Below are 15,457 nucleotides of genomic sequence, written 5' to 3' on the forward strand. Positions count from 1 at the left end.
GAGCGCTCAGCGGACCCAGATCCGGCGGCGCGAGCGCTGCCCGCCCTTGCCCGGCGGCTGGGTCTGCTGCCAGATCCGCCGCCAGCTCCCGACCGGCGGGTCCACCGACTCCCCCGCCGGCCGCGGGTGCCGCTGGGCCTCCCACCAGGTGGTGGCGTCCTCGTCGATCAGCCGGGTCACCGCGGCGGCCAGCTGGTCGCCGACCGACCGGACGTCCTCGCCCGGGCCGGGCCGCAGCGCGGGGCCGAACCCGACGCTGATCCGCGACCGGGCCGGGTGGTCGCGCCCCGACCGGACCGGCCACGGCCGGCCCTTGGGCAGCACCGCGTACGTCCCGCGCACCCCCGCCGGGACCAGCGGCAGCCGGTGCCGGATGGCCAGTTCGGCGGCCAGGTCGGCGAACCGGCCGAGGAAGCCGTCGACCGAGCGCCCGCCCTCGGGATAGACCAGCAGGCTCCAGCCCTCGGCGAGCAGGGCGTCGGCGCTCACCCCGCCGGGGCGGTGTCCGCCGCCGAGCAGCGCCGCGTTGAACAGCAGCGCGGACGCCTGGCGCCGCCAGCCGCTGTCGAAGAGCGCGCCGCCCATCGCGGCCACCACGGTCCGGCGGCGCAGCGCGCCCGGCAGCGCGCTGAGCAGCACCGGGGTGTCGAGGTGGCTGGCGTGGTTGGCCGCGATGATCACCGGGCCGACGGTGCCGGCCGGGCCGGTCGCGGTCTCGGCGAGGTCGTCCGCGCCGCGCGCCTCCACCGCCACCAGCGAGCGGAGCACCGGGCCGAGGGTCAGCGCCTGGAGCGGGCGGCGGACCAGCCCGGCCAGCGGCGACCGGGCCCAGTCGTTCCCGTTCCCCGCGGTCGTTCCCGCACCGCCGGTGCGGGACCAGAGCTCAGCGGACATCGGCCGAGACCGGGGCGGCGTTGCGGAGATAGCGGATCCGCGGGCTGTGCCCGACGCCCGCGGCGACGATCTCCAGCGCGTCGGCCAGCGTCGAGGCGGCCCGCAGCCCGAGCCGGGACGCGGCCGCCCGGTCGGCGCCGACGGCCACCACGTCGCCGCAGTGGGCCAGCACCGGCGCCAGCTCGTACCAGCGGTGGAACGGGTGGACGCCGTGGAAGGCGTGCGCGGTCCGGTAGAGGTTGCGCCACCAGGGGTCCTCGGCGAACTTCGACTCGAAGTCCTCGGCCAGCCGCGCCGGGTCGGCGGTCACCGGGAGGACCGAGGAGAAGAAGTCGACGTAGGACGGGTGGTGCAGGGCGCTGAACTGGGTGCTCAGCGGGTGGTAGAGCACCACCGCGCCGCCCTCGCGGACCAGCGGTGTGCCGGTGGTCGCCCCGACGCCGGGCACCAGCGCGTTCCACAACGCCAGCACCGGGTTGGTCAGCGAGTCGATGCTGTAAGGCGTGGGGTCGGGCGCACCGACCACCAGGACGTCGGCCTGCCCGTCGACCTGGACCCGCAGGTGCTCGGCCACGTGCGCGGCGCTGGCGGCGGCGACGGCGGTCGGGTCACCGGCGGTGACCAGGCTGACGGTCGCCGACGCCTCGCGGCCGCCGGCCAGCCGGTCGGCCCAGCGGCTCGGTGCGGCTGACAGCCCGCGCGAGACCGCCTGGTAGGCGCCCTGCGCGGCCAGCCCCCACTCCCACTCGCGGCGGCCGAGGAACTCGAGCCGGCCGCCGTACCGCTGCACCGAGACCACCGCGTCGAGCGCGAAGACCGGCACCGCGGCGCCGATCAGCTCGACCGCGCGGGGGGCGGTGGCGGTGGCCGGCGAGCCGAGCCCGCGAGCGATCAGCTCGAGCCCGCCCGCGCCCGGCCGGGTCACCAGGTGGACCAGCACGACGAGGTCGGACTCGGCCACCCGGCGGTGGATCGCGACCTCGGGCGCACCGTCGCCGCCCGGGTCGAGCACGGTCAGCCCGTCACGGTCCTCGGCGTCGTGCTGGAGCAGCCGGCCGTCGCCGTGGAAGCTGCGGAAGACCCGCTCGCCCAGCACCCGCCGGAGCTCGGTGTCGGTGCTGCGCCGTTCGAGCCCGCGGGCCCCGACCAGCACGACGTCGTCGACGCCGGCCGCGGCGGCCAGCGTCAGCACCCGCTCGACGACCCGGCCGCGGACGTCCGGGCTGCGGAGCCGGACGCCGGGGCTGCTGAGGTCGTCGAAGACCAGGGTGAGCCGCATCCCGGGGCGGAGCCGGTCGGCCAGCGGGTCGGAGCCCACCGGGTGCGCGCAGGCGGCGTCGATCGCCTCGGTCAGGTCGTCCACCGGGGTCGCCGGGTCGGGCGGGTAGACGACCTCGGTGCCGAGTGGGAACTGCTCGGTCCGCAGCCGCGGACCGTCGTGCACCAGCAGCGGCGGGGTGCGCTCGTCGACCTCGAGCACGAAACCGGGGCGGGCCATCTCAGGAGTCTCCTCGTACGGGGCGCGGGGCCGGGGACGGGTCCCCGGACGGGGCGCCGGTCAGCTCGGGCGGGTCGGTGCGTTCCTCGGCGGTCAGCCGGGACAGCGTCCAGCGCGAGTTCTGCGGACGGATCTTCCACTCGACCGTGGTCCAGGACTGGCCGGCCGCGGCCCGCATCAGCGGGACGTCCGGGCTGACCGCGACCGGACGTCCGACGCAGGACAGCATCGGCAGGTCGGAGTGGCTGTCGGCGTAGGCGAAGCTGCGCGACAGGTCCATGTCGTGCAGCGACGCGTAGTGGTTGAGCCAGGCGGCCCGGGACTCGCCGACCAGCGGCGGGCCGGTGAGGAAGCCGGTGCACCGGCCACGGGCGTCGACGGCGAGGTCGGCGGCCACGATGACGTCGAACAGCGGCGCCAGCGGCCGGGTCAGCGGCCGGATGCAGCCGGTGATCAGGATGGTGGTGTGCCCGGCCTCGCGGTGCTCGCGGACCCGGCGGACCGCGTCCGGGCTGAGCCGGCCGAGGATCTCGCCGGCCATCGTGGTGTCGACGAACTCCTCGAGCGCGGCCAGGTCGGCCCCGGCGTAACGCCGGTAGACCGCGCGCAGGAACGCCCCGCGGTCGCGCCGCTCGACCCGCAGATAGCTGGGCAGCGAGCGGAGCACCGAACCGAGCTCGGCCAGCTGGTGGGCCCGGTCCAGCTCGGGCAGCCGCGACCACAGGTACTGCTCGATCACGTTGGTCGACATGATCGTGCCGTCGAGGTCGAAGGCGGCCAGCACCCGGTGCGCCTCCGGGTCGGCCTTGGCCCGGCGCATCCCCTCGTCGCTGCTCAGGTCGGCCCAGGTGCTGGCCCGCGACCCGCGCTTGCGGCGGAGCGCGTCGAGCCGACGGACCGGGGCGGTGATCGACGGGCAGTGGATCCGCTCGACGTACTCGGTCCAGTCGACCACCGCGGTGTCGCAGGCGAAGACCGGCTGGTCGGCCGGGTCGAGCGAACGGCTCAACCGCAGGGTGTTGTCGTCGACGAAGTGCAGCTCGGACTGCGCGTACTCGTTGTAGAGGCTGAGGTAGCGGCGCAGGAAGTCCAGCCGCGACCGGGTCCGGTCGAGGTCGCGGGCGAACTTGCGGGTGCGCTCGGAGCGCGGGAGCTTGAGCACCGCCCGGTCGGCCAGCGCGTGCGCCCGCTCGGAGGTGGACAGCAGCCGCTCGACCGAGGCCGCGCCGGGGAACTTCCACTGCGGCAGCCGCGCCGCGCCCCGGGCGCCGCCCTCGAACGGGTGGGCCAGGAAGTAGTTGCGGATGTGGATGTAGAAGCCGGAGAAGGTGATCGGGTTCCGGGCGCCGGAGCTGACGTGGTAGTACTCGCAGACCCCGATCTCCGGCTCGGTCGCGCAGACCGCGATGGTCGCGTTGACCACGTGGTCGCACGGGACGACGTCGATCACCGAGTCCGGGGAGGCCGGGAACTCGGGCAACTCGCCGCGGCCATAGGCCAGGATCAGCGGCTCGGCCATCTTGAAGCCCTCGATCCAGCCCGGGTAGGGGTGGACGAGCGAGGACTCGACGATCGAGGGCCGGACCACCGAGGTGCGGATGTGCGCGCCCTTGTCGGCGACCACCCGCTCACCCAGCGCCTTGGTGAACGTGTAGACGTCGGTCCAGCCGAGCGAGCGGGCCCGTTCGGTGCCGGCCTCGACCAGCTTGGCCTGCACCCACTCCTTGCGGCGGCGCTCGGTGTCGGCGGCGGTGGTGAGGTAGCCGGCGGCGCGGTGGTCGCGCTCGGCCTCCTTACGCAGCCGGGTCAGCTGCGCCGACGTCCGCGACTCGGCCTCGATCAGGTCGCGCATGGCCAGCCCGGCCGCGGTCTCGGCCCGGTAGTCGATGTCGTGGGCGTGCGGGGCCTCGCCGATCGCCCCGCGCCGCCGGCCGGCGGTGTAGGCGGTGGAGATCTGGACGTAGTGCGGGATCCGGACCAGCTCGCCGTCCTCGCCGGTGCAGGCCTCGAGCATCCGGTCCATCAGCGCCTCGGTGCCGATGACGTTGGTGCGGAAGGCCTGGTCGATCGGCGGGTCGAAGGATACGTCGCCGGCGCAGTGCACCACCACGTCGAGGTCGCGCGGCAGCGCGGGAACGTTGGGCAGGTCACCCTCGATGACCCGGATCCGCTGCTCCAGCAGGGCTTCCGGGCCACCGGCCGCCTCCCGGACCCCGGCGAAGATCTTCTTCCGGACGACCGCGAGCGTGCGGTCGCGGGCACTGGCCGAGCCCTTGCGGCGGACCAGCACGGCCACCGTGGTGTCGGGCAGCTCGACCAGCATCTTCCACAGCAGCTGCTCGCCGATGAACCCGGTGACCCCGGTCATCACGATCACCTTGCCGGCCAGCAGGTCGCGGAGCCGCCCGTCGACCGTGGGGCCGGGGTGGTCGGCCGCGGTGGCGCGCTGGAAGGTCTCGGCGGGCGCGACCGTCACCGCACCGCTCCGGCCGGGCGCTCGCCGCGCGCGGTGGCCAGCGCGTCGGTCAGGGTGAAGTTGCCGACGTAGAGCGCGGTGCCGATGATCGCGCCCTCGACGCCGGGCTCGCCGGGCCGGTCGGGCACCAGGGCGGCGAGCCGCTCGATGTCGTCGAGGGTGGAGATGCCGCCGCTGGCCACCAGCGGCCGGGAGGTGCGCTCGGCGATCTGGGCCAGCAGCCGGTAGTTCGGCCCAGCCAGCATGCCGTCGGAGGCGACGTCGGTGACCACGAACCGCGCGCAGCCCTCGGCGTCGAGCCGGTCCAGCGTCTCGAACAGGTCCCCGCCCTCGGTGGTCCAGCCGCGCGCGGCCAGCCGGTGGTGCTCGCCGTCGGGATCGGACTTCACGTCCAGGCCGACGGCGATCCGCTCGCCGTGCTCGGCGATGATCTCGGCCACCCACTCGGGACGTTCGAGCGCGGCGGTGCCGATGTTGACCCGGGCGCACCCGGTGGAGAGGGCGCGGTCGAGGCTGGCGGCGTCGCGGATCCCGCCGGAGAGCTCGACCTTGAGCCCGACCACGCTGGCCACCTCGGCGATGACCTCGCCGATCACCGCGGCGTTGCTGCCGCGGCCGAACGCCGCGTCGAGGTCCACCAGGTGGATCCACTCGGCGCCGGCCTCGGCCCACCGGCGGGCCGCCTGACGCGGGTCGCCGAACCGCTTCTCGCTCCCGGCCCGGCCCTGCACCAGCTGCACCGCCTGGCCGCCCGCCACGTCGACGGCGGGCAGCAGCACCAACGAACTCACCCGGTGACCCTATCCGAGTCCGACCGGCTCACCGACCCGCCGCGGAGCCGGGAGACGGCGTCCGCCGTGGCACGTCGGAGCGGTCAGGCGCCGACCGTCGCGAGGCCGTGGGCGCGCCGGGCGGCGTCGCTGACCCCGCTCAGGAAGCCGGCCGAGCTGCCATCGACCTGCGCCGGGACGAACCAGTCGCGGTCGATCTCGCAGACCAGCACCCGGGCGCCGACCTCAGCGATCAGCGGCGGCAGCGTGTGCACCACGGTGGAGGGGAAACTGATCATCGTCCGGCGGATCGGACCGGTCCGGGCCACGATCTCCAGCGGCAGCTCGGGCCGGACCACCTCGAGCCCGAGGTCGGCGATCCGCCGCAGCTTCTCCTCGGACTCCCGGCGGTGCGCCAGGTAGCGGCCGAGCCCGTGGCTGCGGGTCAGCCCACCGACCGCCCGCAGGTACGGCGAGAGACCGATGACTCCGGACTCGACCAGCGAGGTGCCGATCAGGTCGGCGCCCGGCAGCACGGTGGGCGGGCCGAAGCTGCGCCGGGTCCAGGCCAGCCGGTTGGGCAGCACCGGCAGCACCGGCGAGTGCACCGGCATCGCGGTGAACAGGCTGACCGGGCGCTTCCGCCGTGGCGTCAGTCGCCGGGTGGCCGTCCGCGCGACCCGCCGGCGCACCGCGCCGGCCCGGCCGCCGCGGTGCCAGCGGATCAGGTCGTCGCCGCGGGCCAGCAGCTCGACCAGCTCGAAGGTGGCGCTCCCGTCGTCGACCACCACCACCTCGCGGGCGGTGGAGGCGCCGAGCAGCAGCTGGATCGGCCCCGAGAACGGGTCGCCGACCACCAGCGTCCGGGCCGCCCGGACCCAGCCGAGCAGCCCCGGCCAGCAGGACAGCCGACCGGCCGCCGACCCGCGGAGGTCGTACCAGACCACGGCGAACCCGACCGAGCGGGCCAGCCCGGCCATCGCCCGCAGCTGCTCGCGGCCGGCCGCCTGGGCCGGCGCCAGCACCACCACGGTGGCCCCGGCGCCGATCCGGTGCGGCGACAGCTGCGGCTCGCCGTCGCCGGTCGAGCAGCGGGCGTGCGCCCACTCGATCACGTTCAGCAGCTGCGCCGGGCTCTCCACCAGCGCGACCACGTCACGGTGCGGGGTCTCCCCCGTCGGCAGCGGGGACGGCGGGCGGGTCGAAGGGGTCTGCGGGGACATCGGGTCCTCCGTGGGTGTGGGTGTCGGGCGAGCGCGTCCGGTGAGGATGGGCCGGTCGACCGCTCAGGCCCCGACCAGCACCTGCTCGTCGACGTCGCCGCGCACCCGGCGCAGCTTCTTCATCGCCGCCAGCTCACCCTCGTAGATCTTCTTGACGCCGTCGCCGAGCGAGGCCTCCACCGCGCGGATGTCGCGGACGAGCCGCTGCAGACCGCCCGGCTCGACCGACGCCGCCTGGTCCGAGCCCCACATGGCCCGGTCGAGGGTGATGTGCCGCTCGACGAAGGTGGCGCCGAGGGCGACCGCGGCCAGCGTGGTCTGCAGGCCGGTCTCGTGCCCGGAGTAGCCGATCGGGACGTTCGGGAACTCCGCGGCCAGCGTGTTGATCATGCGGAGGTTGAGCTCCTCGGCCTTGGCCGGGTAGGTGCTGGTGGCATGGCAGAGCACGATGTTGTCGCTGCCGAGCACCTCGACCGCGTGCCGGATCTGCCGCGGGGTGGACATCCCGGTGGACAGCACCACGGTGCGGCCGGTGGCGCGGAGCCGGCGGAGCAGCTCGTCGTCGGTCAGCGAGGCCGAGGCGACCTTGTGCGCGGCCACGTCGAACTGCTCGAGGAAGTCGACCGACTCGACGTCCCACGGGGAGGCGAACCAGGCGATCCCCTGCTGCGCGCAGTAGGCGTCGATGGCGCGGTACTCGTCGAACCCGAACTCGACCCGGTGCCGGTAGTCGATGTAGGTCATCCGGCCCCACGGGGTGTCGCGCTCGATGTCCCACTGGTCGCGCGGGGTGCAGATCTCGGGGGTGCGCTTCTGGAACTTGACCGCGTCGCAGCCGGCGGCGGCCGCGGCGTCGATCAGCCCGAAGGCGTTCTCCAGCTCGCCGTTGTGATTGATCCCGATCTCGCCGGTGACGAATACCGGGTGGCCGGGGCCGACAGTCTTGGTGCCGATGGTGCGGGTGCGGGCGTCGTGGTTGCTCACCTGGGGTGGCCTTCCGGTCGTGTCCCGGCCGATCCGGGACGGCGGTCGCGTCTGCGTCGAACCCGAAGCTAGGAAGGCGAACCGGACGGACACCCATCCGCAGACGAACGACACGTGAACAGCCGACGGACGCTGGGTGGCCGGGTCCCGGACGGCACGGTGGGTGTTCACGTCGGCGTCACCGACTCGTTGCCGGGCCCGCCTAGCGTCGGTCACGACCGGGCCCGGCAGGGTCGTCCGCTACCCCGACAGGACCAGATGTCCGCACCCGATCCCCGTGCACCCGAGATCTCGATCATCGTCCCGGCCAAGGACCTCGACCACTACCTGGCCGACTGCCTGACCAGCCTGGTCCGGCAGCTCGACGACCTCTCCGGACCCGACGCCCTGCAGGTGGTCGTGGTGGACGACGGGTCGACCGACCGGACCGCCGACGTCGCCGCCTCGTTCCGGAACCGGCTGCCCGGTCTGGAGATCCTCCGCAACGCGACCCCGGTGGGGCTGGCCTCGGCCCGCAACCAGGGACTGCGGGCCGCCCGGGGCCACTACCTCGGGTTCCTCGACGGCGACGACTGGCTGTCCCCGGGACAGCTGTCCACCCTGCTGCGGTGGATCCGCCGGCTGGACGTCGACTTCGTCCGGACCGATCACGTCCGCAGCACCGCGGGTCGCCGGCAGCAGGTCCGCGCGCCCCAGGCCGTCCGGCACGTCCGGCTCGACCCGCGCGCCTCGATCCTGCCCGAGACCGCCACGACCATGATCGACTACTGCTACGCCTGGGCGGGGCTGTTCGACCGCCGGGTGCTGCCGCTGCTGTCCTTCCCCGAAGGCCTGTTCACCGCCGAGGACCGGCCGTGGTGCTGGGGTCTGCACCTGCGCGCCGCGTCCTACGCGGTGGTCGACAGCCCCGGCATCCTCTACCGGCGCGGCAGCGCGACCTCGCTGACCCAGATCGTCGACCGGCGTCAGCTCGACTTCCTGCCCGCCTTCGCGCAGGTCTTCGGTCTGGTCCGCGATGATCACGAGGCCGACCGGTTCTGGCCCAAGGCGGCCCGGATGTTCCTCGGCGTGCTGGCCCACCACCTGTCGCGCCAGCACCTGATGCGGCTGGCCGACGCCACCGCGCTGCACCGCCGGGCCCGGCCGCTGGTCCAGCAGGTGCCGGAGGCGGCCCTGGCGCACGCGTTCGCCGGGCTGTCGGAGGAGCGTCGCCGGCTGCTCCGGCCGGTGGTCGGCCGAGCCGTCGGTGACGAGGTCGACGCCGGCTTCTGGTCCGGGCACAGCCGGGTGGCGGCAGTCCGCGGCCGGGTCGTCGGCAGCCTCGCGCACCAGGCGGTGATCGAGTGAGCCAGCTGGTGGTCGCCTCGACCTTCTACCAGTGCCTCAGCCTGGCCGCCGCGGTCGACGTCGGCGCGCTGCCCGACCCCGACGGCGAACGGATCCTGCTGCTCGCCGACTCCAGCCAGGCTCCCGAGCTGTCGGTGCCGCTGGACCGGCAGACCGGGTTCGCCGAGGTGGCCAAGCGGTTCGACCGGGTGATCGACCTGGCACCGCTGGTCGCCCCGCGGCGGCCAGTGCAGTTCGCGCCGCGCGCCGACGAGCTGGAGATGTGGTCGCAGCTGCTGGTCCGCTTCTGGGAGCTCGACGCCGCGCCCGGCTCGGTGATCATGGACTCGGTGCAGGTGAACCCGGCGCCGGCGCTGGCCCGGATCTTCCGGCACGCCGAGCTGTGGACGCACTCGGACGGGCTGATGACCTACTCCCCCACCCGCAAACCGTTGCCCACCGAGCTGGGCCAGCGGATCCGTGGGCTCTGCTACGTCGACCTGGTGCCCGGGCTGCGTCCCCAGCTGCTCGCCGAGCACCGACCCGAGCACCGGACGGTGCCGGCCGCCGCGGTCCGTGAGGTGCTCCGCGGCGTGGTCGGCACCGCCCCTGATCACGACCATGATCACGACGCTGATCACGACCGTGATCACGACCGGGGGGCCGGCCACCGCCCGCACGCCCTGGTGCTCGGCCAGTACCTGCCCAGCCTCGGGCTGATCAGCACCGAGGAGGAGACCGAGCTGCACCGGGCGATGATCGCCGAGGTGGCCGGTCGCGGGATCGACCGCTGCGTGTTCAAGAAGCACCCGAGCGCGCCGCCGGCCGCCGGCTGGGCGCTGCGCGAGATCGCGGCCGAGCTCGGCGTCACGCTGGTGGTCGACGACGGCCCCGGGGTGGCCGAGCTGGCCATGATCGACGACCCGCCCGCGCTGGTGGTGAGCTGCTTCTCCACCGGGCTGGCCACCGCCCGGTTCCTGCTCGGGCTGGACGCGGTCGCGGTGGGCACGCCGCTGGTGCTCGGCCGGCTCACCCCGTACGCGAACAGCAACCGGATCCCCCTGGTGATCGCCGACGCACTGTTCGCCGGCAGGGGCGGTGGGGCGGTGGCGCCCGGCGCCGAGCTCGACGGGCTGGTGGCGGCGGTGGCCTACTGCATGCAGCCGACGGTGGTGCCGCAGCTGCGGCCCGTGGCGGTGGCGCAGCTGGCCCGACTGGCCGCCGAGGACCGGCGGACGCTGACCCGCTACTTCACCCGGCGCCGGCTGACCCGGCTCGACCTCCCCGGTCAGCCGCCACAGCCGTCCGCCCACCGGCGGGCCCTCAGCCGGCTCAAGCGGCGGACCCTGCGGCTGCCGGTGGTCGGGACGGTGGTCGGCACGGCGCTCACCGGGCCGGACGGGGCCAGGCGCAGCAACGGCCGCGTTCCGGTCCCGGCGCGTCCGCGGACCGGAGGCACCGTGCACCGGGTCGCACACCAGGCGACCGCGGCGGTGCTCGGCCGGATCAGCCGAGCGGCGCGACGACGCTGACCCCGGCCGGGTCGAGCGGCGCGAAGAGGTGCGGGAAGCCCCGGGCGGCGGTCGGGTCGGCGTCCGGCCCGGTGGTCAGACTCGCCGGGGCCGGCTCGACCAGGATCGGTGCGGTGCCGGCCGGCAGCGTGACCCGGAGCAGGTCGTCCGGGTCGATGTCGGCGAAGCTGCGGGCCCGGACCCCCTCGACCTGGTCGGCGAACGCGGTGTGGACGAAGCCGGCCTGCTCGTAGTCCAGGCCGCGGGTCGACCACGGGTAGCGACCGATCACCCGCGCCTCCTCCCAGACGGCCCGCTCGACCAGGTGGTGGACGTCGACGTCGAGCGCGGGCGGAGCACCGACGAGCCCGAGCGCGGCGAGCTCGCAGCGGAGCGCGGCGGCGTCGGTGAAGGTGACCGTGCGCAGCCCGAGCCGGCGGGCGGCCGCGCAGTTCGCGGCCGAGTCGTCGACGAACACCGTGGTCACCGGGTCGAGCCCGTAGCGGTCGAGCAGCAACCGGAAGATCGCCGGGTCGGGCTTGGCCAGCTTCTCGGTGCCCGAGACGACGATCCCGGCGAACCGGTCGAGGACGTCGAAGCGCGGCCGGGTCGCGGCGAACGTGTCGGCGGCCCAGTTGGTCAGCGCGACCAGGGTCGTACCGCGGCGCTGGAGCTCGGCGACGACCGCGGCGGTGCCGGGCACCATGCCCGGGATCGCGTGGTCGAAGTGCTGCCGGTAGGCCAGGACCGCTTCCTCGCGGTGCGGGAACCGCTCGAGCAGTTCCTGCTCGCCGTCGGCCCACGGACGCCCGGCGTCGTGCAGGCGGTTCCAGGCCGGGAAGTCGATCTCGGCCAGGAAGCCGTCGATCTCGTCCTCGGGCAGCACCCGGGCGTAGGCGAGCCGCGGGTCCCAGCGCAGCACCACGCCACCGAGGTCGAAGATCACCGCCTCGACCGGGGCGTCGGGCTCACCGCCGGGGACCGGGTCGCTGGCCGGCGCGGTCACAGCGTGGCGACCCAGTTGCGGAGCAGCCGGGCGCCGGCCGCGCCGGACTTCTCGGGGTGGAACTGGGTCGAGCTGAGCGGGCCGTCCTCGACCGCCGCCAGCACGGTGTCGCCGTCGTGCTCGGTCCAGCTGAGGGCGGCGTCCGGCCGGTCGTCGGCCGCGGCCCGCACCCCGTAGGAGTGGACGAAGTAGAAGCGCTCGTCCTCGACGTCGGCGAAGAGCCGGGACCCGGGGGTGACGTCGACGGTGTTCCAGCCCATGTGCGGCAGCCGGGTGCTCCGCAGCTGCTCGACCACCCCGGGCCAGCGGCCGCAACCGGGGGTGCGCTCGCCGTGCTCGACGCCCGCACTGAACAGCACCTGGTGACCGACGCAGATCCCGAGCACCGGCCGGTCGTGCGCGACCCGTTCGGCGATGATCTCGTCGCCCCCGACGGCGCGCAGCCCGTCCATGCAGGCGGCGAAGGCGCCGACCCCGGGGACGACCAGCCCGTCCGCCTCGAGCGCGGCTCGACGGTCGGCGGTCACGGTGACGCTGCTGCCGGTGGCGGCCAGCGCTCGCTCGGCGGAACGCAGGTTGCCCGAGCCGTAGTCGAGCACCACCACCCGGCGACCGGGAACGGTCACAGCGCGCCCTTGGTGCTGGGGATGCCGCTGACCCGCGGGTCCGGCTCGACCGCGAACCGGAGAGCCCGGGCCAGCGCCTTGAACTGCGCCTCCACGACGTGGTGCGGGTCCCGGCCGGCGAGCACCGTGAGGTGCAGGCAGAGGTGGGCGTGGAAGGCCAGCGTCTCCATCACGTGCCGGGTGAGCGACCCGGTGTAGGGCGCGCCGCCCTGCGGGAAGCCCGGCCCGACGCCACCGCCGATCAGCACGTGCTCCTGGCCGGCGGGCTCGCCGGTGTGGACGCAGTAGGGCCGACCGGAGACGTCGACCACGGCCCGGGCCAGCGCCTCGTCGAGCGGCACCAGCGCGTCCCCGAACCGGCGGATGCCGCGCTTGTCGCCGAGCGCGGTGCGGATCGCCTGGCCGAGCACGATGGCGGTGTCCTCGACCACGTGGTGGGCGTCGATGTGGGTGTCACCGTGGCTGGTGATCTTGAGGTCGAGCAGCCCGTGCCGGGAGAGCGCGGTGAGCATGTGGTCGTAGAACCCCACCCCGGTGGAGATCTCGGACTCCCCGGTGCCGTCGAGGTCGATCCACACCGAGACGCTGGACTCCGAGGTGGAGCGGGCCAGCTCGGCGGTCCGGTGGCTCATCGGCTCTGCTCCTGATCATGGTCGGTGGTCCCGCCCGCGGAGGCGTCGAGCACCTCGGTGAGCGCGGTCTTGAACGCCTCCATCTCGGCCGGGGTGCCGGCCGAGACCCGCAGCCAGCCGTCCGGCCCGGTCTCGCGGATCAGCACCCCGCGGTCGAGCAGGCCCTGCCAGACCGCGTGCCGGTCGGCGAACCGGCCGAACAGCACGAAGTTGGCGTCGGAGTCGGCCACCTCGTGCCCGCGGCCGCGGAGCCACCCGGCGAGGTCGTCCCGGGCCGCGCGGAGCGCGGCCACCTGGGCCAGCATCTCCCGGGCGTGGGCCAGCGCCACCCGGGCGACCGCCTGGGTGACCGCCGAGAGGTGGTAGGGCAGCCGGACGATCCGCAGCGCGTCGACGAACGCCGGGGCGGCGGCCAGGTAGCCCAGCCGGCCGCCGGCGAAGGCGAACGCCTTGCTCATGGTGCGGCTGACCGCGAGCCGGCCGAACTCGGGCAGCAGCTCGAGCGCGCTCGGCGTCCCCGGCCGGGCGAACTCGTGGTAGGCCTCGTCGACCACCACCACCCCCGGGGCGGCCCGGCAGATCGCGGTGACCACGTCGAGCCCCACCGCGGTGCCGGTCGGGTTGTTCGGGCTGGCGACCAGCACGACGTCCGGTCGCTGGTCGGCGATGGCGGCGAGACACCCGTCGACGTCGAGGGTGAAGTCGTCGCGGCGCGGGTGGGTGACGAACCGGGTGTGGGTGTCGCGCGCGTACTCCGGGTACATCGAGTACGTCGGGGCGAACGACAGCACACTGCGTCCGGGGCCGCCGAAGGCCTGCAGGACGTGCAGCATCACCTCGTTGCTGCCGTTGGCCGCCCAGACGTGGTCGGCGGTCAACCCGTGGCCGAGGTATCCGGCCAGGTCGGCGCGGAGCGCCAGGGCGTCGCGCTCGGGATAGCGGTTGAGCCCGCGCATCGCCGCGGCCACCGCGGCGGCGGCGTCGGCCACCACCTGCTCCCCCGGTGGGTAGGGGTTCTCGTTGACGTTGAGGCAGACCGGGACGTCCAGCTGCGGGGCACCGTACGGCTCCTCCCCGGCCAGCTCCGGACGCAGCGGCAGGTCGGCGAGCCGCGGCGCGGCGGTGCCGGCCCGGCCCGGTGCGGAGGCGGTCACGCGTCCGCTCCGGTGCCCGGCCGCCCAGTCCCCCGCCGGTCCGCGACCCGGTCCAGCCGGGCGGTGATCGCGGCGGCGTGCGCGGGCAGGTCCTCGGCCTCGGCGAACAGCTCGACGCCGTGCCCGATCGCCGCCAGCGCGTCGGCGTCGTAGTCGATCACGTGGACGGCGCGGAGGAAGCTCTTGACGTTGAGCCCGGACGAGTGGCAGGCGCAGCCGCCGGTGGGCAGCACGTGGGTGCTGCCGGCCGAGTAGTCGCCGAGCGAGACCGGGCTGTAGGACCCGACGAAGATCGCGCCGGCGTTGCGGATCCGGCCGGCCACCCCGGCCGCGTCGCGGACCTGCAGCTCGAGGTGCTCGGCGGCATAGGCGTTGATCACGTCGAGCCCCTGCTCGAGGTCGGCGACCATGATCACCGCGGACTGCGGGCCGGTCAGCGCGGTGCGGATCCGGTCGGCGTGCTTGCTGGCCGGCACCTGGCGGTCGAGCTCGGCGGCCACCGCGGCGACCAGCGGCTCGGAGTCGGTGACCAGGACGGCGGCCGCGTTCGGGTCGTGCTCGGCCTGCGAGACCAGGTCGGCGGCCACGAAGACCGGATCGGCGCTGTCGTCGGCGAGGATCCCGATCTCGGTGGTGCCGGCTTCGGAGTCGATGCCCACCAGACCCTTGAGCAGCCGCTTGGCCGCCACCACGTAGATGTTGCCCGGGCCGGTGATCAGGTCGACCCGCGGACACAGCCCGGGGACGCCGTGGGCGAACATCGCCACCGCCTGGGCACCGCCGACGGCGTACACCTCGTCGATCCCGAGCAGCGCGCAGAGCGCCAGGATGTTGGGGTGCGGCAGCCCGCCGAACTCCCGCTGCGGCGGTGAGGCGAGGGCCAGCGAGCCGACCCCGGCCACCTGCGCCGGCACCACGTTCATGATCACGCTCGAGGCCAGCGGGGCGAGCCCGCCGGGGACGTAGAGCCCGACCCGGCCGACCGGGATCATCCGCTGGCCGACGTGCGCGCCGGGCGCGAGCTCGACCTCGACCGAGGTCTCGCCGCGTTCGGCCTGCGACACGGTGCGTCGGCGGGTGATCGAGGTCTCGAAGGCGGCCCGCAGCTCGGGGTCGAGCTCGTTGAGCGCGCGGCCCAGCGCCTCGGCCGGGACCCGGAAGCGCTCCGGGACGACGTGGTCGAACCGTTCGGAGTACTCGCGCAGCGCGTGCTCGCCGTGGTCGCGGACGGCGTCGCAGATCGGGCGCACCACCTCGACGGCGGCGTCCACGTCGAACTCGGCACGCGGCAGCAGGTCGCGGTAGTCGCGATCGCCGCCCGCGCGGTTGCGGAGGTCGAGGGTCCGGAGCACGGGTC

At 74.7% G+C, this 15,457-nt stretch carries 13 protein-coding genes; 2 read left to right on the forward strand and 11 right to left on the reverse strand.

Features of this window, described 5'->3' with window-relative positions; genetic code table 11:
• Positions 1–6: 6 nt before the first annotated feature.
• The 6 genes from FHX74_RS13810 to FHX74_RS13835 form a co-directional block, all read right to left on the reverse strand.
• Positions 7–894 carry a lysophospholipid acyltransferase family protein gene (locus tag FHX74_RS13810; protein ID WP_182560749.1) on the reverse strand — a complete coding sequence of 296 codons (888 nt, stop codon included), beginning with the start codon at positions 892–894 and terminating at the stop codon, positions 7–9.
• Positions 884–2,392, reverse strand: coding sequence for a lactate racemase domain-containing protein (locus tag FHX74_RS13815; RefSeq protein ID WP_182560750.1), 1,509 nt, complete (start codon positions 2,390–2,392; stop codon positions 884–886). Before FHX74_RS13815 ends, FHX74_RS13810 begins: the two co-directional genes overlap by 11 nt.
• 1 nt (position 2,393) lies before the next feature.
• On the reverse strand, positions 2,394–4,868 hold the full coding sequence (locus tag FHX74_RS13820; protein WP_328823822.1) for an HAD-IB family hydrolase: 2,475 nt from the start codon (positions 4,866–4,868) through the stop codon (positions 2,394–2,396).
• Positions 4,865–5,659 carry a bifunctional 1-(5-phosphoribosyl)-5-((5-phosphoribosylamino)methylideneamino)imidazole-4-carboxamide isomerase/phosphoribosylanthranilate isomerase PriA gene (gene priA, locus FHX74_RS13825; RefSeq protein WP_182560751.1) on the reverse strand — a complete coding sequence of 265 codons (795 nt, stop codon included), beginning with the start codon at positions 5,657–5,659 and terminating at the stop codon, positions 4,865–4,867. The genes FHX74_RS13820 and priA overlap by 4 nt, the downstream gene beginning before the upstream one ends.
• Positions 5,660–5,742: 83 nt before the next feature.
• Entirely contained in the window at positions 5,743–6,861 is a 1,119-nt protein-coding gene (locus FHX74_RS13830) for a hypothetical protein (protein WP_220483927.1), read from the reverse strand.
• A gap of 63 nt (positions 6,862–6,924) precedes the next feature.
• Positions 6,925–7,845 carry an N-acetylneuraminate synthase family protein gene (locus tag FHX74_RS13835; protein WP_182560752.1) on the reverse strand — a complete coding sequence of 307 codons (921 nt, stop codon included), beginning with the start codon at positions 7,843–7,845 and terminating at the stop codon, positions 6,925–6,927.
• Positions 7,846–8,103: 258 nt separating this feature from the next.
• Here FHX74_RS13835 and FHX74_RS13840 point away from each other — a divergent pair, with 258 nt between their 5' ends.
• Both FHX74_RS13840 and FHX74_RS13845 read left to right on the forward strand, forming a co-directional pair.
• Complete coding sequence (locus FHX74_RS13840; RefSeq protein ID WP_182560753.1) at positions 8,104–9,192, forward strand: glycosyltransferase family 2 protein; 1,089 nt, start codon at positions 8,104–8,106, stop codon at positions 9,190–9,192.
• Positions 9,189–10,703: a polysialyltransferase family glycosyltransferase gene (locus FHX74_RS13845; RefSeq protein WP_182560754.1), complete on the forward strand. Its 1,515-nt coding sequence runs from the start codon at positions 9,189–9,191 to the stop codon at positions 10,701–10,703. The genes FHX74_RS13840 and FHX74_RS13845 overlap by 4 nt, the downstream gene beginning before the upstream one ends.
• On the opposite strand, the gene FHX74_RS13850 is transcribed toward FHX74_RS13845, so the two are convergent.
• The 5 genes from FHX74_RS13850 to hisD are packed head-to-tail and all read right to left on the reverse strand — an operon-like array spanning position 10,678 to position 15,452.
• On the reverse strand, positions 10,678–11,688 hold the full coding sequence (locus FHX74_RS13850) for an HAD-IA family hydrolase (protein ID WP_182560755.1): 1,011 nt from the start codon (positions 11,686–11,688) through the stop codon (positions 10,678–10,680). The two genes, FHX74_RS13845 and FHX74_RS13850, sit on opposite strands and share 26 nt — an antisense overlap.
• Positions 11,685–12,314, reverse strand: a complete 630-nt coding sequence (gene hisH / locus FHX74_RS13855) for an imidazole glycerol phosphate synthase subunit HisH (RefSeq protein ID WP_328823823.1) — start codon at positions 12,312–12,314, stop codon at positions 11,685–11,687. The genes FHX74_RS13850 and hisH overlap by 4 nt, the downstream gene beginning before the upstream one ends.
• A complete protein-coding gene (gene hisB, locus FHX74_RS13860; protein ID WP_182560756.1) occupies positions 12,311–12,946 on the reverse strand; it encodes an imidazoleglycerol-phosphate dehydratase HisB in 636 nt (211 codons plus the stop codon). The genes hisH and hisB overlap by 4 nt, the downstream gene beginning before the upstream one ends.
• Entirely contained in the window at positions 12,943–14,100 is a 1,158-nt protein-coding gene (locus FHX74_RS13865) for a histidinol-phosphate transaminase (RefSeq protein WP_182560757.1), read from the reverse strand. The genes hisB and FHX74_RS13865 overlap by 4 nt, the downstream gene beginning before the upstream one ends.
• Positions 14,097–15,452 (reverse strand): histidinol dehydrogenase, encoded by a 1,356-nt coding sequence (gene hisD / locus FHX74_RS13870; RefSeq protein ID WP_182560758.1) that lies wholly within the window; start codon positions 15,450–15,452, stop codon positions 14,097–14,099. The genes FHX74_RS13865 and hisD overlap by 4 nt, the downstream gene beginning before the upstream one ends.
• Between the last annotated feature and the right edge of the window lie 5 nt (positions 15,453–15,457).

This window comes from Microlunatus kandeliicorticis (assembly GCF_014137855.1).
Lineage (GTDB): Bacteria > Actinomycetota > Actinomycetes > Propionibacteriales > Propionibacteriaceae > Microlunatus > Microlunatus kandeliicorticis.